This window comes from Pantoea sp. BR_17 (genome assembly GCF_041955125.1).
Lineage (GTDB): Bacteria > Pseudomonadota > Gammaproteobacteria > Enterobacterales > Enterobacteriaceae > Pantoea > Pantoea stewartii.
Genome location: NZ_JAVAXT010000015.1, coordinates 1 through 18,741, shown reverse-complemented (window position 1 = coordinate 18,741; position 18,741 = coordinate 1). Strand labels below are relative to the sequence as shown.

Genomic DNA, 18,741 nt, shown 5'->3' with positions numbered 1-18,741 from the left:
GTTTATGAGCTGAAAAAACGGGGCTTATGGCAGGACGAATTCCACGCGTATTTATCAATGACTTACTTGCCCGCACGGACATCGTGGAGTTGATCGATGCTCGCGTAAAGCTAAAAAAGCAGGGAAAGAATTATCATGCGTGCTGTCCTTTTCATAATGAGAAAACCCCCTCTTTTACCGTAAATGGCGAAAAACAGTTTTATCACTGTTTTGGTTGTGGTGCGCACGGTAATGCCATCGACTTTCTGATGAACTACGATCGTCTGGAGTTTGTTGAAAGTATCGAAGAGTTAGCCACTTCTCACGGGTTAGATGTCCCTTACGAAGCGGGTAACGGGCCCAGCCCGATGGAACGCCATCAGCGCCAGAGCCTGTACCAACTGATGGACAACCTTAACGGTTTTTATCAGCAGAGTTTGCAGCAATCAAGTGCCCAGTCAGCGCGCGATTATCTTCAACATCGCGGCCTGAGCGCCGATATCATTAATCATTTCGCGATAGGTTATGCCCCCGCCGGTTGGGACAATGTTCTCAAACGCTTTGGTAAGCAGCCGGAAGATCGCGAGTCATTAATGGAAGCGGGCATGCTGGTCAGTAATGACAAAGGCCGGGTTTACGATCGCTTTCGCGAGCGCGTGATGTTTCCCATCCGCGATAAGCGAGGCCGCGTTATCGGCTTTGGCGGCCGCGTGCTGGGTAATGATACGCCGAAGTATCTGAACTCGCCCGAAACGCCTGTTTTTCATAAAGGTCGTCAGCTGTATGGCCTGTATGAAGCCTTAAAAAATCATCCTGAACCGAAACGCCTGTTAGTGGTGGAAGGCTATATGGATGTCGTTGCCCTGGCGCAATACGGCGTGGACTACGCGGTTGCCTCACTGGGTACATCGACCACGGCTGAACATATTCAGTTGCTGTTTCGCAGTACGGATAACGTGATTTGCTGTTACGACGGCGATCGCGCCGGACGTGAAGCCGCCTGGCGAGCGCTTGAAACCGCATTGCCTTACATGAATGACGGTCGTCAACTACGCTTTATGTTTTTACCTGACGGCGAAGACCCGGATACGTTGGTTCGCAAAGAAGGTAAAGCCGCATTCGAAGCGAGGATGGAGCAGGCTATGCCGCTCTCTTCGTTTTTGTTCGACAGCCTGTTGCCGCAGGTCGATTTAAGCTCTCGTGACGGCAAAGCGCGTTTAAGTACACTGGCATTGCCACTGATCACGCAGATTCCCGGTGAAACGTTACGCATTTATCTGCGTCAGGAGCTGGGAAACAAACTCGGTATTCTGGATGATGCGCAGCTTGAAAAGCTGATGCCTAAACAGGCACAGGGCGCAAGCGCACCGGTTGCTCCGCCGCTGAAACGCACCACAATGCGCGTTCTGGTGGCGTTGCTGATTCAGAATCCACAACTGGCAAGTCTGGTCCCTGCACTGGATGGGCTGGCCGAGTCAAAAATAGCCGGTTTACCGCTATTTATTGAATTAGTGAAGCGCTGTAACGAGAATCCTGGATTGACCACCGGTCAGCTACTAGAGTTATATCGCGGAACAAATTTTAGCCAAACGCTTGAAACACTGGCCGTGTGGAACCACATGATAGTGGATGAAGAGAGCGAAGCGGTGTTCCAGGATTCCCTGGCCAGTATTTATGACGCGGCTCTGGAAGAACGACTGGAGTTCCTGATTGCGCGAGAACGCACCCATGGACTCAGCACCGATGAACGTCGCGAACTCTGGACACTGAGCCAGGCCTTCGCGAAAAAGTAACAGGTTACCCTACCTGCTGCTGTCCGTAACCGGAGCGGCAGGTTTAGTTATTCAGGGCGAAGCAGGTTTTGTCGCGGTAAGCGAACCGTTACCTCCGCTATGTGAGGATGACGAGTACCGCCAGTGGCAAAAATGTTGTGAAAGCCAGCTTCCGCCCTCGGGCTATTGGCGTTGAAGCAGGTTTTGCCGCTGAAAGCGCGCAGTCACCGGAGCGTACTGATGTACATGAGGATGACGAGCACTGTCAGAGGCAAAAATGGCGAGTAAGCCAGCTTCCGCCCTCGGGCCGTCGGCGTCGAAGCAAGTTTTGTCGCTGAAAGCGCGCAGTCACCGGAGCGTACTGATGTACGTGAGGATGACGAGCACTGTCAGAGGCAAAATGGCGAGTAAGCCAGCTTCCGCCCTCGGGCCCTCGGGCCGTCGGCGTCGAAGCAAGTTTTGTCGCTGAAAGCGCGCAGTCACCGGAGCGTACTGATGTACGTGAGGATGACGAGCACTGTCAGAGGCAAAAATGGCGAGTAAGCCAGGCCCGACATAAAATTTGCGGCTTAAGTGCCGATTACTAATGGGCAAAGCCCAGGCCGCGACGAAGGCAGCGGCGAGAACGAAATGCCTTCAATGTTATTGTTGGCTCGCTGCCGACCGACACCAATCTAATTAACAGAAGTGTGGATACCGTCTTATGGAGCAAAACCCGCAGTCACAGCTCAAGCTTCTTGTCACCCGTGGTAAGGAGCAAGGCTATCTGACCTATGCTGAGGTCAATGACCATCTGCCGGAAGATATCGTCGACTCCGATCAGATCGAAGACATCATCCAGATGATTAACGACATGGGCATCCAGGTGGTTGAAGAAGCCCCGGACGCCGACGATCTGATGCTGAATGAAAACAGCTCCGATACTGACGAAGATGCCGCGGAAGCTGCCGCTCAGGTATTATCCAGCGTTGAATCTGAAATTGGCCGCACCACCGACCCGGTTCGCATGTACATGCGTGAAATGGGTACCGTTGAACTGCTGACCCGCGAAGGCGAAATCGACATCGCGAAGCGTATTGAAGACGGTATCAACCAGGTTCAGTGTTCCGTTGCTGAATATCCGGAAGCCATTACCTACCTGCTGGATCAGTACGATCGTGTTGAAGCCGGTGAGTCGCGTCTGTCAGACCTTATCACTGGCTTTGTCGATCCTAACGCAGAAGAAGACCTGGCACCGACCGCCACCCACGTCGGTTCTGAGTTGTCCGAAGAAGATCGTAATGACGACGACGATGACGACGAAGAGAGCGACGACGACAGCTCTGACGACGATAACTCTATCGACCCGGAACTGGCGCGCGAGAAGTTCTCTGACCTGCGTACGCAATACGAAACGACGCGCGATGTGATCAAGAGCAAAGGACGCAGCCATGCGGCCTCTGTCGCTGAGATCCAGAACCTGTCGGACGTCTTCAAACAGTTCCGCCTGGTACCGAAGCAGTTCGACTACCTAGTGAACAACATGCGCGAAATGATGGAACGTGTCCGTACCCAGGAGCGTTTGATCATGAAGCTGTGTATTGAAGTGTGCAAAATGCCGAAGAAAAACTTCATTACGCTGTTCACCGGTAACGAGACCAACGAGAGCTGGTTCAAAGCCGCACTGGCGATGAACAAGCCATGGTCTGAAAAACTGCTGGACGTGCAGGATGACGTGATGCGTTCGCTGCAGAAGCTGGCACAGATTGAAGAAGAAACCGGCCTGACCATCGAGCAGGTGAAAGACATTAACCGTCGTATGTCGATCGGTGAAGCGAAAGCCCGCCGCGCGAAGAAAGAAATGGTTGAAGCTAACCTGCGTCTGGTGATTTCAATCGCCAAGAAATACACCAACCGTGGTCTGCAGTTCCTGGATCTGATTCAGGAAGGTAACATCGGTCTGATGAAAGCGGTTGATAAGTTTGAATACCGTCGCGGCTACAAGTTCTCGACCTACGCCACATGGTGGATTCGTCAGGCGATTACCCGTTCTATCGCTGACCAGGCGCGTACCATCCGTATTCCGGTGCATATGATTGAGACCATCAACAAACTCAACCGTATTTCGCGCCAGATGCTGCAGGAGATGGGCCGTGAGCCGACGCCAGAAGAACTGGCTGAGCGCATGCTGATGCCAGAAGATAAGATCCGCAAGGTGTTGAAGATTGCCAAAGAGCCTATCTCTATGGAGACGCCGATTGGTGATGATGAAGATTCACATCTGGGTGATTTTATCGAAGACACCACGCTGGAGCTTCCGCTAGACTCTGCGACCTCTGAGAGCCTGCGTTCTGCGACCCACGACGTGCTGGCTGGCCTGACCGCGCGTGAAGCCAAAGTGCTGCGCATGCGTTTCGGTATCGATATGAACACCGACCACACGTTAGAAGAAGTGGGCAAACAGTTTGACGTTACCCGTGAGCGTATTCGTCAGATTGAAGCGAAAGCCCTGCGTAAACTGCGCCACCCGAGCCGCTCGGAAGTGCTGCGTAGCTTCCTCGACGACTAAGTCCCTTAAAACCCCGGTTCGCCGGGGTTTTTTATGTCTGCTGCCCTGCCCTTTTCCCGCAAACCGCCACCATTAACGCCGCAGCTGTAACGCCTCGTACATCTGGCGATATAGCGCCACCATCTCTTCCAGTGAGGCCCGGTTTAATCCGCTGGGATTCGGCAACACCCACACCTGGGTTTTCCCCATGTAGATCGGCTGCTCGCCCCATTCCACTTTGCTCTGACGAAACGCGCGTTTAAAGGCATCTTTGCCCAGGATAGCCAGCGCGGCAGGCTGATAGCATAGAACCTTGTCCATCAGCCGCTGACCGCCATCACGTAGCTCATCACTGGCCAGTTCATTTGCCTGGATGGTCGGGCGCTCGACCAGCATCGTAATACCACAGCCGGTCTCCAGTAAGCGCTGCTCCTCTTCCGGCTTCAGTTGCTGTACCGTAAACCCTGCCAGGTGAATCACCTTCCAGAAACGATTGCCCGGATGGGCAAAATGATAGCCGGTGTGCGCGGTCGACTGACCGGGATTGATGCCGCAGAAGAGGACGTTCAGGTCCGGTGCAATGATATCGGTGATGTTGTGTTCGCTCATGAGGCCTCCTGGCTTTGCGCTGCGTCCTGGCCGCTCACGCAAAGAATCCGTATTCGTCATAATCTTGCCAGTGGTTAACGCTTATTTGCGGAGCAATGTCGTGATCGCGGCTGTCTTTCCTACTGTTAAGCCCAATAAGACAATCGCGCTTCACCGCGCATGTGATGACGCTGCGTATCAGCGTAGCGTTTTTGGCGGTTTTATCATAGTTATCAGCAAGTAAAACATTGCTGCTTATTTCAGCAACCAGCCGAACAACGCTGGATTGCCCCGAACAGATACTTTATAATCCCCGCTCCATTGGCCCCTTAGCTCAGTGGTTAGAGCAGGCGACTCATAATCGCTTGGTCGCTGGTTCAAACCCAGCAGGGGCCACCAGATAAAACAAGGAGTTAGATGAGAAATCGTCTGACTCCTTTTTCTTTGGGTGCGATTCAGGTGATGTAGTGGATGACGCAAGTGAATGGCTGGGTGACGTAAGTAGTATGGGTTTAAATGTCTGGCTGGCCGGTTGCCAGAAACCTGATTTCCTGTTTTCGAAAAGCCTGAAAGCCCTTCGAGTTCAATAATAAACACAGCCTTATCTAAACCATCCTAGGGTTGCAGTACAAAACAAGCCATGAGTTTCGACGATTCCATTCAGCAACTGCGTAATGAGCAACTAGCGTGCCGGTCAGATACAGAACGCTTTATAAGCATCCCGGCAAACCCGACCATTCACTTTAGAGATCTTCCGGCATACTGATTATGTCCACGGAGGAGATCGCCATGCTTAAAGCACGATTCACTGAACACCAGATCATAGCCGTTCTGAAGCCCGTCGAAGCCTGACGCACGATTAAGGATGTCTGCCGCGAGGCCGGGGTCCCTGAGGCCTCGTACTACAACTGGAAAGCGAAGTTCGGCGGCATGGAACCCTCTGATATCAAAAAGATTAAGGAACCTGAGGATGAAAACCGTCGACTGAAACAGATGTTTGCGGAACTGAGTCTCAAGTGCCGCGCCCTGATAGACGTTATTGAAAAAAGCTTTAAAACCAGCGATAAAGCGTGAGCTGGTCAGCTATCTGACCGCGCAGCTTGCCATGAGCTTACGTCAGGCATGCAGGACATTGTCACTGAGCAGGACGGTATTCGTTATCAGCCGGATACGCGACGTGATGAGCCGGTGATTATGGAACTGACCGTGGCGGCTGAACGCTATCCGCTATCCGCGATACGGATTTAAAAAAGCTTTTTCAGGTGCTATGCAGGCAGGGCAATAGGTGGAACCATAAAAGGGTTCGCCGTATTTATTGCCTGCTGAAACTGAATTTTCGCCGTAAGAGAAAACAGCGCCTGCCGGTGCGTAATCTGGCTCCGCTGGCGACGCCAGGAGGCGATGAACCAGAGCTGGCCCGTCGATTTTATGCACGATGCGCTGGTGTGCGGCTGGCGCTTCAGGACTTTCACCGTGGTGGATGATTTTAACCGCCAAGCACTGGCGATCGAAATTGACCTGAATATCCCGGCGCAGCGGATTGTGAGAGTGCTGGACATGATCGTGACAAACCGCGGATATCCGCTGAAAACGCGGATGGATAACGGTCCGGAGCTGATCTCGCTGACGCTGGCACAATGGGTAGAAGAACATGGTGTGATGCTGGAATTTATCAGGCCCGGCAAGCGCACGCAGAATGCCTTTATCGACCGGTTCAATCGTACATAAAGGACAGTAAAACTGGATTTTTATCTGTTCAGAACGCTGAATGAAGCACGGGAAATTACTGAGCGCTGGCTCAAAGAATATAACAGCGAGCGCCCTCATGAATCCCTGAATAACCTGACGCCTGAAGAATACCGGCTGACGGTCGAAAACCCGGAGATCTAAAAAAGTGCGTGAAATTAAAACAGGCATGCTTACAATAAAGTGCATTAATTCGGTGAGTTGTGTGTTCATGCTGAAATGATCGCAGTCTAAACATATTAAGGAAATCATTGCATTATGTGTGGCAGATGATACAAATTTATACACATTTTCAATCTGAAAAAAGCTGGAGAGCAATATGGTAGAAACACATGCTGTTAGCGGGCTGCTTAATAATCTTAGCATGAAGGATATAATTGTTAGCTTGGCAGGATTGACTGCTATATTAACTGCCTTAGGTAAATTTATAAGTACAACCATAAATAAATTAAACCTTCCTATAAAATATCATCAAGAAACTTATCGGAAAGCAGGTATAAAAACATGGCTATTAAAATTATTTTCTATAAGCATCAACCTTAAAAAGGTTCCAAAGTTAGATCGCATTGATCTTTTCTTTATTTATTTAATGATGGCGGTATTTATTTCTGCAGCTGTAACTTTTACATACCTAGACTGGAAGATCGCAATAGTTCCTAAAAACTGGACTGCATTAACGTTAAAATCAACAAAAGAAAAATTCCTTATTACATATGATAAAGCTTCTGCACATGCATTGAAACCATCTTGGTCAATTAGTAGTGAGCAGTGTAAATCAACCCCTCACACTACCCTAGCCTACAATAATAAAATATCCAATGAGCTTGCGAATGTAATTTGTGAAATTTTAAGTGCAACACCTCCTGATAAAAAACTCAAGCAATCCATACTGGAGTTTAACAAAAATCGTAATTTTTATATTATACTCCTTTCCCTATTAATATTACTTATGGTTTGGTTATCAATTGGCGCCAGGCTTAATATAAAGTACACAAAAAAATTAAGGGAGCATATTTTAAAGGAGCAAGAAATGGTAGAGAGATATACGTAATTTTATTTTCAATATATTCCCAACCAACGGAGTAATGCTTTCCATATTGCGTTGGTTAAATCACCCCTCTTAGTGAAAACTCATCAAGAATTTAAATTCTATAAGCTTCTTACCTGTTCACTAAGCAATTAGTTATGTTTCTCTTAAATAAAACAATTATTATTGACTGTAAAGATAGTTCCAACATAGCTCAAGTTGGAGGTAAAACGCATTAGCTCAACAATTTTTTTCATAGTGTTATAATGACATGAAAATAACTACTATACCTTAAACAGAAATTTTGACAAATTACATAGCACGATATACCACCTAACTTTTAAATTATATGATAAATCCATCTGATAAGAGAATCCGACTGGACAATCACCCACTTTATGTATTTTTAAAAACCGACAGGAACGCATCAATGTTTGATATTAAAGACGAGAAATTTACGTTTGCGGTTTCTCCATTTGAAAGAGTGGTCGATAACGACATTGACCCTGAACATCATCGCTGGGACTGGATAAAATCTTTTGTTGAATTTTCTGTTCCTGGCCTGAAAGCACAGTTTCAAACTGAATTTACGGTAGGTGAGCTACTGGAACTACGTGAGCAATTTGCAGCGCACCATAACGCTTTAATTGCTCAACGTGAGATAAAGCCTTTCGAGTTTCAAAGCCAGTGCCATCAACTGAATATGATAATCAGGAAAGTAACCGGCGAAGAGGGTGTAATTATTGAATATAACCTTCGTCCTGAAGCGCATGCTGACAGCGCTCAGGTGAAAGGTGATTTCGGCATCAATGAGAGCTACTTCCCAGATATTTTAAAACGGCTGGATGAGATGATTGAATGGCAAAATTAAGCCTTCCCGCCTCTAAAATTTTCCTGATAGTCCCCGCTGTAACGGGGATGTTTCTGTTTAGGCTTTCCCGGCCAACTAATATCCGGTGCCGTTAAGGTCTCCACGCGGTAGGTTCTTCATTGCTCCAGTAGCGCTTTCTCGCTCTCCATGGCGATGCCCAACTCGTCCGCATCCTGCAAGGGCGGAATAACGTATTACACCTCACATTACGCTAAGAATGGCACACTTTGACCTACTCACATTTCCCCCATGAGTTTGCGCGGACCAGCCACTGTAAAACAGGTCCGCAGATCCTATACGCTTTCCTGGATTGCTTTCGCTCAACGTTTTCAGCTTTGGCAAAATTTTGCTCTCAGTGCGTTGGTAACGCATACAGAGCGTACAGCAGGTATGCTATTTTTTAAACCTGACAAAATATCGGTAGATTTTTTTTGCCAGACAGATAGCGGCAATGCCCAGCAAAATCGATGTTATACCGAGAAAAAGCATTAACGAAAGGAGATGGCTAAACATCCCGCCCAGGCTTGTGAAGTCGCTGAGTCTGACGAGTTGTTCTGGGGTTAGTGTACGAACCACTATTTCCGGGAGAATCAGAAAAAATATAATGAATGCTAAAACATAAATCGTCTTATTTTTTCCCTTTTTCATTATTTTCCTGTCTGAGTTTGAGGGTAAGGTATTTTCTGTTTTTGATTTTTCTTCATCCGTCCAGTGACCTGCTCGGGCCGAGTCAATCAGTAATTGAATGGTCAACGCCTTTTCTGCTTTGCCATTATCTTCATGAAAATAGCGAGTGAAATTGATTTCATCTAAATTAATTGAAAATCTCTCTGTGAATTCCTCTAGTAAATCATAGGCATCTAACGGGTCCATTCGAAAATCTTCATTAAGATCGGTATTATGTTTGAGCGGATACCGCTTAAAGGTAAATATGCTGCGATCATTGTAAGTCTCAACAAGATCGAGTACTGTTTTTTCTGTCTCGTCCATTATCGTAATCTGCTCTTCTTTCTGGCAATCTTATTTTATTTGAATGTTATCTCATAGCTAATCTTGTAAGCGTACAACTTAGATTGCTCATTCATTTATAAGGATCTTACATCCTGATTATTTACTTTGAGCAAGTCAATATGGGTAAGGCCCGATTCACTGAACATCATATTACAGATAAATATTGAAACTTCATGGTGTTTTGAAAATCGCCATGAAAAAGATTATACGGTTGAGGTTAAACCCACTTACTGTATGTTATATAAAGATAAGCAACGATACCGACCCAGGCAACCACAAACCCCATTGGGTAAAATGGAACGAATCGCACAATAAAATAAGCACCAACAACACTGACTATAATCGGTACAAGATAGAAAAAAGATTGCAGTAACCATACAATAAAAAGCTTCATTTACTCAAAACTCCATCAAAGCCTCAGCTATTTTATCAAACTTGTAATGGCCAAATTAAAAACTTCACAATAGCGAAATTTAGCTTTTTTTCATTTACCACACATATAATTAACTCAATATTTCACGCACAAATTACCCCTCCGGCTCAATTCCCCTTGCCTTTAATGCCTCTCTCGCCAGGTTCTTCAGCCAGCTTGCCAGACTAATTCCTTCTTCAGTTGCAACCGCATCGAGCTGTTTTTTCAAGGCCGGATCAATGCGCATTTTAAATTGTGGAGACTTGCCTCCACCTTTTGGTTTTTTTTTCACGCATTATTATTGACATGTGGCCACCTACTCCCTCAGTTTAGCCTCATAAAAGACCACATTAACATGAGGCCTTTTGTAAGAGCAACGCCCCGGCAGTGCAGCAACACATACCGGAGCGTCTGACCACAACGTTCACTCTAAGGAACAACGCTATGGCTAACACCGATAGTAACACAACCGCCCATCATCAAATCTTGGACATTCAGCCAGTTATCGAATCTGCGATCTCAAACCTCTTGAAAACGCCGCTTGGCACCACGCACGATCTGTTTCAGGTGCTGGATACGTGCGTGCGCTATGTGGATGCCCTGATTGAATGTCACGATATCGCCGCTCGTATGGCACTGTGCGGCCGTTTGCTGGCTGCACTGGAAGTATTGAAAGTTCTGTTAGACCAGCCACTGCCAGAACACCTGATTAAACGCCTCACGCTGGAGAAAGGTAATGACAAAGCCTGTCGCAGCGGTTGTTCGATAGATTTGGAAGAGATGCGGCAATATTGCAGCGCATTGACGTTAGTGTTGCTGAATCAGCCGGCTTCTACAGACTTGCAGAAACACATCACCGGCTTGTTATTCCAGATGATTAACATCATGACTGATGACTTAACCGCGCCGCGTTTTGTGCAAACAGCGTCGGGGCTGGTGATGATCGATAGCAAATTTACAGATAGCGTTCATTAATTCCGGCCCTTTCCCTTCTTCCCTGTGGAAGAAGGGAATTCGCATACCAAATTCAAATCCCAGCGCGGACTTAACTTTATACCAAAATACTTTATCACCCCTGCGTTTTCTTCTGGCGAAAATCGCCACGCTTTTTCTCTCTTCACCGGAAGCCTGTTTTGCCTGACTCATATCAGTGAAATCTTTTTATTCCGTACAGTAATTGCCAGTGTTCCCAAGGGCCCCGGCCCTCACCCCGTACAGTTATTAACAGAACTCCCAGAGGCCGCTGTCGCGCCCTTAAACGTCAACGGCGCGTGGGCCTTCAGCCCCGTCTGTCCTCTATCCCACCTAAACCGCTATCATAAAAAAACCCGCTTTCGCGGGTTGGGCTTACAGCATCTGCGGTGACGGGTTATTGCTGCCTTTCGCCATCACCGGCACGGTATTAATCTGTGCCGGTTCGACGATAATCCCGGATACGCTCTCCAGGGTTTTAAAGGTACAACTGCAGTTAATGTTCTGGCACTGGTGATAACGTTCTTTCGTCTCTTTCGAAACGTAACGGCTGCTTTTCGTATGGGCGGCGGTCTGACATTTTGGGCAATGCATCATAGTTGTTCTCCTCTCTGGCATAGTGCAACTTTAGCCAAAGGCTAAACAAAAAGCAACAATAATTAGACTTAAACTAACCAGCTTGCTTTTCAACTAAGATGTAGTCCACGTTTTCAGTCATCAGCTCCAGGTTCAACTGGGTGGTAAAGCCACTTTTATCGAGGGTATGCACGATATTGGTAATCAGCCATTTTTGATTATCGATGACCGATTTAAAACCTTGAGCTTTGACCGGCGTTTCAGGAATCAACTCCGCAGCACCCAGCGCCAGTAGGATCTTCAGCGTAGCCCGGTTGCGTTGCAGTTCCTGCCACTTTGCCTTAGCCGCCTCCTCTGCTTCCTCCTGGCTACTGAAGTGCGTATTCAGTACATACAGCTTCTTATTGCTGCCAAAAACATAGGTTTTTCCCGGGTCTTGTTGCCCGATAGTGGGGATATTTTGGGCCGCGGGATGGACAGGGTTCACCGCCGGTGTTGCTGGCGGTATCGTGTTGACGGTTACCCCTTTCTGCTGCGCCTTTTTCTGATCGTACCATTTTGCTTCTACGCCACTGTAATCGTCGCGCTTAAACAATTTGTACTCATACTTATCGCCATCCTGTCGGTTCAGATTCAGGAGTGAAATCGGCTTTCCGCTCACGGTCACGCCCTGCCCGGGGGCAAAGAACTGCAGCATTTCTTTTTTAATTGTCGCCACCGCACCAACCAGCATAGCCAGACGAGTAATAAATGTGCCGTCCGTTTCCTGCGTTTGATCGAGATGCTTAATCTTTTTCTTAGCTATCTCCTGCGAAACTTTCCACTTGAGGTTGTTACGTTTCGCGATTTTCTCCACGGCCTCGCCAACCGTCATGTCTGGATATGAATCAGTGATTTTAACATCGAGCGAACCGCTAAAATCGGCGCTTCGGGCGACCACCGTTATCGTGTCCGGCGCGCCCTGGTAGGTGACCTCATCAATGAGGTAGATGCCTTTATTTGCAAGCGGCTGTCCTTTCCAGCCAATCTCCAGGGCGATTTTTGCGCCAAAAGGCGGCATGACCAACTGGCCGTCGCTGTCGTCCAGCGTCAGCTCCAGTTGATCGGCCTGCAAGCCACGGTTATCCGTTAACTTCAGAGAAATCAGCCGTGGGCGAATATCTTCCGTTTTATCCTTCGTCTCAATTTTGATATTGAAGTCCGGCTTAGGCGCAACGCGCAGAGGCACCGGAATCGGGGCGATATCGCTCATCTCAGCGCCCTCCGCTCAGCGCAGAGGTAACGCTGTTGATGACAGAACCCACCCGTTGCGCTGCGTCACTGGCCCGGTTTTGCAGTTCTTCCGCCTGCCTTTTTAAGTCGCCGAACATGCTGGTCAATGAATCGTCAACCCGCAACAGGTTGAGGGTAAAGCCTATCTTGCGCGCGCTGCCGTCGCTGTAAAATTCCGTATGCGTGGCCGAGAAATCTGTGACGACAAACATGCCGTAAATAATGCCATTGCCGCCAATTAGCGGCCACGCCAGGCCTTCATCGGCCATCGCCTTCAGTGCCAGCAGCGTGACATTGCCGCCGGTGATTTCAGGCCGGAGCTCGCCAGACAGGGTGATTTTATCGTCACCGGCACCCAAAAACTGGGTCGACTCACGTCGCCCCACGCGACTGTTTTTCGCCCAGCGATAGCCCACGTCATGCTTCAGATTGTCGAAGGGAAGGGTTTGCCGTACAAACGGCATCATGCCTAATATCATCATCATGGTGAATTAATCCCGGCTAAACATGGAGTTATAGCTGCTATCAGCCGTGGACCACGGCGATGCCGTGGAATACTGTGCAACGGCCTGTCCAATCGCCTGGGGGTCGCCCGTCGCATAGATGTTGTTGGTTACGGTGTGCTGACGGTTATCCACGTTTGAATTGTTAACCGAGGGCAAAGGCTGATTGAGCGTGCTGTTAAGGCTGGCGCGAGAGGCAGCCGGACGGGCATCCGCGTTATCCTCATCCTCGTCATCCTGATCGCGCATTTTGGGCGGTGGCAGCTTGTCTTTCACCTTGTCAGATTTCTCATCGATGATGCCAAGTTTGCCCAGAACCCAGTCAATGCCGCCCCGCAGTTGGTTAAGGGCTTCACCAGGTAATTTCAGCGCTGTCGCCAGCATGTTGCCGAAGCGCTGTCCCATCTCCCCTGCTGAAGCCAGTTCCTGCTGAGAAAACTTCACGGGTTCCAGCAGCTTCGAGAACCAGGCGCCCAGCTCGGACACTTTGTTACTGAACCAGTCAAATACCGGCTTCAGCGGCGCGAACGCGTCGCTGATCGGTCCCATCGCCGCGCTGAAACCTTCAGCAACGCCGCTGATAAAAGCGCTAATCGGTTCCCAGTACTGGTAAACCAACATGGCACCCGCCGCGATAGCCGCGCCAAGCAAGACCACCGGTAGCGTAATCGCCCCCAGCGTGGCCGTAATCGCGCCACCGATGATGGCAAACGCGCTGCCCAGCAGCTCCACACCCGCCATGATGGTGCTCAGCCCACTAATGACGGGCCAGGCAATGTTCCCCACGCTGGCCAGGGAATCCACCAACGTCAGCCCACCGGCTGCCAGCGTCAGCAGGCTGTCCGAGAGCTGGGGATTGATATTCATAACGCCGGTCAGGACGGACTGTACGGACAAGCCATCCTGGCTGATGGCCTGCAGGCTGGTATCAACCGACGCGTCTGCGGCTGGCGGCTGCGCGGCAGGCGCCTGAGACAGCTGATCCAGTCGGCCACTGGCTGCGCCCTTCATCAGCACTGCGGCAGGGGCGGCGCCCTGTTCACCAAAAATGGCCTGCAGATAAGCGGCTTGTTGGGCTGCGTCGAGTTTGTTTTTCTCAAACGCCGCCTGTACCTGACCGAGCACCGCGAAAATGGGCTGGTTGTTGCCCTGTTCGTCAGCGGTTTGCACATTCAACGCTTTCAGAGCGCTGTCTGCGCTGGCGTCCGGTGCCTGAACATGCGTCAACATGGCGCTGACGCCAGCACCGGCCTGGCTGCCCGTCATGCCGTTTTCTGCCAGCACGCCCATCATGGCCGCGGTCTGACCGACGCTTACACCGGCGTTCTTCGCGGCTGGCCCTACAGCGACCATCGCCGTCTTAAGCGCGGTAAAATCGGTTGTTTTATTGGCAAAGGTCGATGAGAGCACGTCGCCTAACTGACCAACCTGGTCATCTGCAATGCCGAACGCGTTTTTAATATTGAGCACCAAAGACGCGCTTTCTTGCATGCTACGTTGCGTCGCGTTTGCAAGGTTAGCCACTGCCGGTGCTGCAGCTTTTGCCTCACCCGATGAGCCACCCGATTGCGTAATCGCCGCGCGGGCTTGCACAATCTCATTTGCAGGTGACAGGTAATCAATGACTTTTCGGCCCTTCTCAACAAAGTCTTTGGCCTTCGAACTGGCACTTTGCACGTTATCTGCCAGCGCCATGCCGGCACGGTAGCGATCGCGTATGCGGTTGAGCTTGTCCTGACGTTGATTCAGCCGATCCATGGACTGACCCTGCGCATTGAGGGTGGATGTCGTCTGCTCGGCTTGTTGGTTCAGCTTCCGGCGCTCACTGCTCAACCGGCGCGTGGAAATCCCGGCGTCATTCAGCGCCTGGCGTTGCTCCTGTACCGACTGACGCAGCTGGATATTTTTTTGCTGCAGCGCGTTAGCCGACTGACGCAGCTTATCCAGCGCCTGCGTTTGTTCCGCGGTGGGGTTTTGGGTGTTTTTAAGTTGAATGGCGAGTGCTGCCGCTTCTGCCCGGGTATTTTTGAGATTTTGTTGGGTCAGCGTCAGTTCTTTGCGCGTCGCACGGAACCCTTCAATCTGCGCGGATTTAGCGTTGAGCGCATCCAGGCGGTCCTGCGTTTCCTGGATATCCGCAGACAGTTTTTCTGTTTCTTTACGCACGGCACTGAACGGGCGCGTCGCCCGATCAACCGCTTCCAGCAGCACTTGCAGCTTGAGCGTGTTACTCATCTGAGGTTACTCCACTGCGGATCATCACTCTATGCCGCCAGTCGAGTAACTCTTCCAGCGACATGGGATACATTTCTGAGGGGGGCCAGTGAAAAACGCTGGCAATATCGGCCATCAGATCATTGACCGTCATATCGCGGGGCCAGCTTACGTGGCCGATTTCGCTGACAAAAAACCAATCACCTTGCCGCCCAGGGCAATCAGGTCAACCGGGTCCAGCGCATTGCATTCCGCTTTGGTCAGCGAAGGCATCGTGATGCGGGGCAGCACCATCAACAGCGCATCCACATCGGACGAGGCCAGCTCGGCCAGTCGTACACCGCGCAGCGCGCCGGCGTTCGGTTTGACCAGCTCGACCTGGGCGATCACTACATCACCGCGTGAAATCGGGCTTTCCAGCACCACCAGGTTGTCTTTCTGTTCCGGCTTATCCAGCTGTTCCATTTTTTCTCCATCTCAATCAAGAGGGGCCAGCGCAGAACGCGCTGGCCTTTGTTATTACACCAGGCCGAGATTTTTACGGCGCTGTTCCAGACGATCGACGCCGTTGACCTTCTCCACCATGTTGACGGTGTCGATTTCGATCAGCTCTTTGCCATTCCAGGTCAGTTTGAAATAGGTATTTTTGCTGGTGACTTTGGTTTCGGTGTTTTCACCCTGCTTGGCTTCACCGAAGTCAAACGCCTGATGCTTACCGCGCACTTCAATTTCAACGGCAATCTCTTCGCCGGTGTCATCGCGCTGATAAGAACCGGTAAAACGTAACGGAACGTTGGCCGTTGCGCCCCACTGGCTGAGTACCAGCTCATCCATACCGCCCAGCGTCCACTCCATATCGAGCGCCGCATCGTCCAGGCCGTTATCGATAAACGCGGCGCCGTTCATGCCGCCTGCGCGATAGGTATCCAGCTTGCGTGACAGCTTCGGCAACGTAACGGCGGTTACAATGCCCTGATAGCTGTTTGAATCATTAAAGAGGTTTAACCCCTTGAGTTTACGTGGCAGTGCCATTTATCCGGCTCCTTAGCTGTTTACGGATGCGGCGAAGTTCGCCAGATAGGTATCAGTGATGCGCTGACGCAGCGTCAGATCTTCCAGCGGGGGTACCGGCGTGTAGTCGTAATCGATAAACAGTTTGCCCGCCTTCAGGCTCTCTTTATCGTTCGCACTTTCGTCGTACCAGCAGTTCGCACCCAGCAGATAACCAGCGCTGACCAGTTCACGGAACTTCGCGTTGATGCCGGCGATGATTTCGCGTACCAGCACTGGCGTCAGCGGTTTATCGTTGGCCCACATGTGCGCTTCCGCCATGGTATCGGCCAGCACCTGCGCTGAACGGGTGTAGTTCTCAAACGCGAAAAGCGGATCGTCGCTACAGGTGCGGTTGCCCCAGAAACGGAAGCCGTCTTTGCGGATTAGCGTGGTGACGCACTTCTCATTCAGCAGATCGGCATCGGTGCCAGTCTGTTGCAGATCCCAGAAAACGTCTGCAGAGATGCCGGTTACGCCATTGACGCCCACGTTGGACAGGGTTTTATGCCAGCCCGTATCGTTGTCAATTTTGGCGCGCAGGCCCAGCGCACGTGCGGTGGCATAAGCCATTTCAGATTTGCTGGTCGCGGTATTCCAGGCAATAAAGTCTGGCCAGATGACCATCAGCTCACGCTGGCTGAAGTTTTCGCGGTACTTCATGGCATCAGAGATGGTTTTGCTGTTCCAGGCGGACACGTAAGCAAAGCCACGCAGCTGCTGTGCAATGCTGGCCAGCGCGGTCGCCACTTCCAGCGAATCCAGCCCTGGCACGCCCAGAATACGTGGCTTAACACCCAGCTGAGTTTGCGCGCTGAGCAGCGCCTTCATGCCGGTGTATTTACCGTTCGCGTCTGTCGAGCCAATCAGGTTAGAGGTGGTTTCCGCCTGACTCGCGCCTTCTGCTACGCGAACCACGACAGTCACTGGCTTCGCCTGGTCAGCAATCGCCTGCAGCGCGGCCGCCAGGGTGCCCTGGGTACCGGCTTTGCCGATGGCCGCCTGCACGTTGGTCAGCAGAACAGGTGTGTTAAGAGGGAACGCCGTTGCATCAGCATCTTCTGCGGTGCAGATCATGCCAACAATGGCGGTTGAAACAGTCGAGATGGTGCGTGTGCCGTCATTAATTTCGACGACGCGGACACCGTGATGAAAATCAGACATCTGTAGCACTCCGTGTTGAGGGTGTGCTCAGAGTGTCAGGTCAGCAGAAAGGATGCATGCGATTGCGGTTTGCTGGCGCGTGGCTAAACAGTGGCGATAATTTACAGGGTAACGGGGCTGTCAAAAGCCTTACTCCAGAGCCGGATATCCACGTTTTGACGCAGTCCCTCTTGCCATAACGGGTCCTGCTTCAGGAGGGTTTCAACGGCTTCTTTGGATGCGGCTTCCACAATCCATAACGCACCATCGGGATGAGCCGTGGCATGCTCTCTGAGGGAGCCCGCAATCAGTACGCCTGACCTGACGCTTTCCAGCCACTACAGATGAGCGTCCATATAGATTTTGCGGATATCAGCCCGGTCGGCACGATCGTAAAAACGTACGGCAAACAACATAGTTTATTCCTGTTAGTTACTGCTGTGATCGGTGGGTTTAGTGGCGTTGACTGGAAGGTAGCGATACAGGGTTTTGACAGAAATATCCAGCACCAGTGCCACCTGGTAACGTGTGGCGCCGTTCGTCAGCATTCTTTTTGCCCGTTCCACGACGTCCGGCGTCATAATGCGCCGCCGCCCACCAATACGTCCTTTTTCTCGCGCAGCGGAGAGGCCCGCTCGCGTGCGTTCAACGATCAATTCACGCTCCATTTCCGCCAGGGCGCCCATCACATGAAAGAAAAAACGCCCCATCGGCGTGCTGGTGTCGATGCTGTCCGTCAGGCTACGGAAATTGACTCCACGTTCACGCAGCTCCTCAGTGAGCATGACCAGATGACGCATGCTGCGGCCAAGCCGATCCAGCTTCCACACCACCAGAGTATCGCCTTCTTTTAACGTCCTGAGCGCCCGCTTTAGGCCTGGTCGTTCGCTGGTCTTACCGCTGATTTTATCCTCAAAAATCTGTTCACAATTTGCACTCTGCAAGGCATTCCGTTGTAAATCGGTGTTTTGGTCATTTGTTGACACCCTGACATAGCCAATCAGCATCATTTTTCCTCTGGTAAAAGGTGGGGAGTTTGCCATTGCGTAGGTTACAGGGGCCAGGGGTTTGTTTCGCG

The 18,741-nt window shown here is 50.6% G+C and carries 16 protein-coding genes, 1 tRNA gene and 3 pseudogenes; 7 read left to right on the top strand and 13 right to left on the bottom strand.

The genetic code is table 11. The features are described from left to right. Positions 1 to 26: 26 nt before the first annotated feature. Positions 27 to 1,772, top strand: coding sequence for a DNA primase (dnaG, locus tag RAC60_RS19640; protein WP_033739835.1), 1,746 nt, complete (start codon positions 27 to 29; stop codon positions 1,770 to 1,772). A gap of 682 nt (positions 1,773 to 2,454) precedes the next feature. Beyond that, a complete protein-coding gene (gene rpoD / locus RAC60_RS19635; RefSeq protein WP_028723590.1) occupies positions 2,455 to 4,299 on the top strand; it encodes an RNA polymerase sigma factor RpoD in 1,845 nt (614 codons plus the stop codon). A 72-nt stretch (positions 4,300 to 4,371) separates the two neighbouring features. Here rpoD and mug read toward each other — a convergent pair whose 3' ends face one another. Next, entirely contained in the window at positions 4,372 to 4,887 is a 516-nt protein-coding gene (mug, locus tag RAC60_RS19630) for a G/U mismatch-specific DNA glycosylase (protein WP_006118211.1), read from the bottom strand. 302 nt (positions 4,888 to 5,189) lie between these two features. Here mug and RAC60_RS19625 point away from each other — a divergent pair. From RAC60_RS19625 to RAC60_RS19610, 4 genes and pseudogenes are all read left to right on the top strand, one after another. Further along, positions 5,190 to 5,265: transfer RNA gene (locus RAC60_RS19625), tRNA-Ile, on the top strand. Between the two features lie 390 nt (positions 5,266 to 5,655). Then, a pseudogene (locus RAC60_RS19620) lies at positions 5,656 to 6,756 on the top strand (IS3 family transposase). A 175-nt stretch (positions 6,757 to 6,931) separates the two neighbouring features. After that, the gene (locus RAC60_RS19615; RefSeq protein WP_058708783.1) at positions 6,932 to 7,663 is read left to right on the top strand and encodes a DUF6216 family protein; all 732 of its coding nucleotides are present in this window, start codon (positions 6,932 to 6,934) and stop codon (positions 7,661 to 7,663) included. A 406-nt stretch (positions 7,664 to 8,069) separates the two neighbouring features. Then, entirely contained in the window at positions 8,070 to 8,510 is a 441-nt protein-coding gene (locus RAC60_RS19610) for a hypothetical protein (RefSeq protein WP_058708782.1), read from the top strand. Between the two features lie 699 nt (positions 8,511 to 9,209). Here the strand turns inward: RAC60_RS19610 and RAC60_RS19605 are convergent. Together RAC60_RS19605 and RAC60_RS19600 are read right to left on the bottom strand one after the other, a co-directional pair. Further along, positions 9,210 to 9,500, bottom strand: a pseudogene (locus RAC60_RS19605) (DUF1493 family protein); the annotation flags it as partial. Between the two features lie 548 nt (positions 9,501 to 10,048). Continuing rightward, positions 10,049 to 10,241 (bottom strand): annotated as a pseudogene (locus RAC60_RS19600) (toxin-antitoxin system HicB family antitoxin). 136 nt (positions 10,242 to 10,377) lie between these two features. On the opposite strand from RAC60_RS19600, the gene RAC60_RS19595 reads away from it, so the two are divergent. Next, a complete protein-coding gene (locus RAC60_RS19595) occupies positions 10,378 to 10,908 on the top strand; it encodes a hypothetical protein (protein ID WP_324029608.1) in 531 nt (176 codons plus the stop codon). Positions 10,909 to 11,280: 372 nt separating this feature from the next. Here the strand turns inward: RAC60_RS19595 and RAC60_RS19590 are convergent, their stop codons facing one another. The 10 genes from RAC60_RS19590 to RAC60_RS19545 form a co-directional block, all read right to left on the bottom strand. Then, positions 11,281 to 11,502, bottom strand: a complete 222-nt coding sequence (locus RAC60_RS19590; protein ID WP_058708780.1) for an ogr/Delta-like zinc finger family protein — start codon at positions 11,500 to 11,502, stop codon at positions 11,281 to 11,283. 73 nt (positions 11,503 to 11,575) lie between these two features. Beyond that, a complete protein-coding gene (locus RAC60_RS19585; RefSeq protein ID WP_058708779.1) occupies positions 11,576 to 12,733 on the bottom strand; it encodes a contractile injection system protein, VgrG/Pvc8 family in 1,158 nt (385 codons plus the stop codon). Position 12,734: 1 nt separating this feature from the next. Next, on the bottom strand, positions 12,735 to 13,238 hold the full coding sequence (locus RAC60_RS19580) for a phage tail protein (protein ID WP_033739905.1): 504 nt from the start codon (positions 13,236 to 13,238) through the stop codon (positions 12,735 to 12,737). 6 nt (positions 13,239 to 13,244) lie between these two features. Continuing rightward, the gene (locus RAC60_RS19575; RefSeq protein ID WP_375094193.1) at positions 13,245 to 15,491 is read right to left on the bottom strand and encodes a phage tail tape measure protein; all 2,247 of its coding nucleotides are present in this window, start codon (positions 15,489 to 15,491) and stop codon (positions 13,245 to 13,247) included. After that, entirely contained in the window at positions 15,484 to 15,606 is a 123-nt protein-coding gene (locus RAC60_RS19570; RefSeq protein ID WP_013027268.1) for a GpE family phage tail protein, read from the bottom strand. The genes RAC60_RS19575 and RAC60_RS19570 overlap by 8 nt, the downstream gene beginning before the upstream one ends. A 32-nt stretch (positions 15,607 to 15,638) precedes the next feature. Next, a complete protein-coding gene (locus RAC60_RS19565) occupies positions 15,639 to 15,935 on the bottom strand; it encodes a phage tail assembly protein (RefSeq protein WP_033739909.1) in 297 nt (98 codons plus the stop codon). A gap of 54 nt (positions 15,936 to 15,989) precedes the next feature. After that, on the bottom strand, positions 15,990 to 16,502 hold the full coding sequence (locus tag RAC60_RS19560) for a phage major tail tube protein (protein ID WP_110268421.1): 513 nt from the start codon (positions 16,500 to 16,502) through the stop codon (positions 15,990 to 15,992). Positions 16,503 to 16,514: 12 nt separating this feature from the next. Beyond that, positions 16,515 to 17,684, bottom strand: a complete 1,170-nt coding sequence (locus RAC60_RS19555) for a phage tail sheath protein (RefSeq protein ID WP_039341968.1) — start codon at positions 17,682 to 17,684, stop codon at positions 16,515 to 16,517. A 101-nt stretch (positions 17,685 to 17,785) separates the two neighbouring features. After that, a complete protein-coding gene (locus RAC60_RS19550; RefSeq protein WP_232371841.1) occupies positions 17,786 to 17,974 on the bottom strand; it encodes a YciI family protein in 189 nt (62 codons plus the stop codon). Between the two features lie 117 nt (positions 17,975 to 18,091). Then, positions 18,092 to 18,670: a recombinase family protein gene (locus RAC60_RS19545; RefSeq protein ID WP_058702291.1), complete on the bottom strand. Its 579-nt coding sequence runs from the start codon at positions 18,668 to 18,670 to the stop codon at positions 18,092 to 18,094. Between the last annotated feature and the right edge of the window lie 71 nt (positions 18,671 to 18,741).

What these genes read in the sequence shown, in the direction of transcription:
- RAC60_RS19615 (WP_058708783.1), top strand. Translation starts at nt 6,932, where the DNA reads ATGGTAGAAACACATGCTGTTAGCGGGCTGCTTAATAATCTTAGCATG.
- RAC60_RS19545 (WP_058702291.1), bottom strand. Translation starts at nt 18,670, where the DNA reads ATGCTGATTGGCTATGTCAGGGTGTCAACAAATGACCAAAACACCGAT.
- RAC60_RS19580 (WP_033739905.1), bottom strand. Translation starts at nt 13,238, where the DNA reads ATGATGATGATATTAGGCATGATGCCGTTTGTACGGCAAACCCTTCCC.
- RAC60_RS19595 (WP_324029608.1), top strand. Translation starts at nt 10,378, where the DNA reads ATGGCTAACACCGATAGTAACACAACCGCCCATCATCAAATCTTGGAC.
- RAC60_RS19555 (WP_039341968.1), bottom strand. Translation starts at nt 17,684, where the DNA reads ATGTCTGATTTTCATCACGGTGTCCGCGTCGTCGAAATTAATGACGGC.
- RAC60_RS19585 (WP_058708779.1), bottom strand. Translation starts at nt 12,733, where the DNA reads ATGAGCGATATCGCCCCGATTCCGGTGCCTCTGCGCGTTGCGCCTAAG.
- mug (WP_006118211.1), bottom strand. Translation starts at nt 4,887, where the DNA reads ATGAGCGAACACAACATCACCGATATCATTGCACCGGACCTGAACGTC.
- RAC60_RS19570 (WP_013027268.1), bottom strand. Translation starts at nt 15,606, where the DNA reads ATGGCCGATATTGCCAGCGTTTTTCACTGGCCCCCCTCAGAAATGTAT.
- RAC60_RS19575 (WP_375094193.1), bottom strand. Translation starts at nt 15,491, where the DNA reads ATGAGTAACACGCTCAAGCTGCAAGTGCTGCTGGAAGCGGTTGATCGG.
- RAC60_RS19610 (WP_058708782.1), top strand. Translation starts at nt 8,070, where the DNA reads ATGTTTGATATTAAAGACGAGAAATTTACGTTTGCGGTTTCTCCATTT.
- dnaG (WP_033739835.1), top strand. Translation starts at nt 27, where the DNA reads ATGGCAGGACGAATTCCACGCGTATTTATCAATGACTTACTTGCCCGC.
- RAC60_RS19590 (WP_058708780.1), bottom strand. Translation starts at nt 11,502, where the DNA reads ATGATGCATTGCCCAAAATGTCAGACCGCCGCCCATACGAAAAGCAGC.
- RAC60_RS19565 (WP_033739909.1), bottom strand. Translation starts at nt 15,935, where the DNA reads ATGGAACAGCTGGATAAGCCGGAACAGAAAGACAACCTGGTGGTGCTG.
- RAC60_RS19560 (WP_110268421.1), bottom strand. Translation starts at nt 16,502, where the DNA reads ATGGCACTGCCACGTAAACTCAAGGGGTTAAACCTCTTTAATGATTCA.
- rpoD (WP_028723590.1), top strand. Translation starts at nt 2,455, where the DNA reads ATGGAGCAAAACCCGCAGTCACAGCTCAAGCTTCTTGTCACCCGTGGT.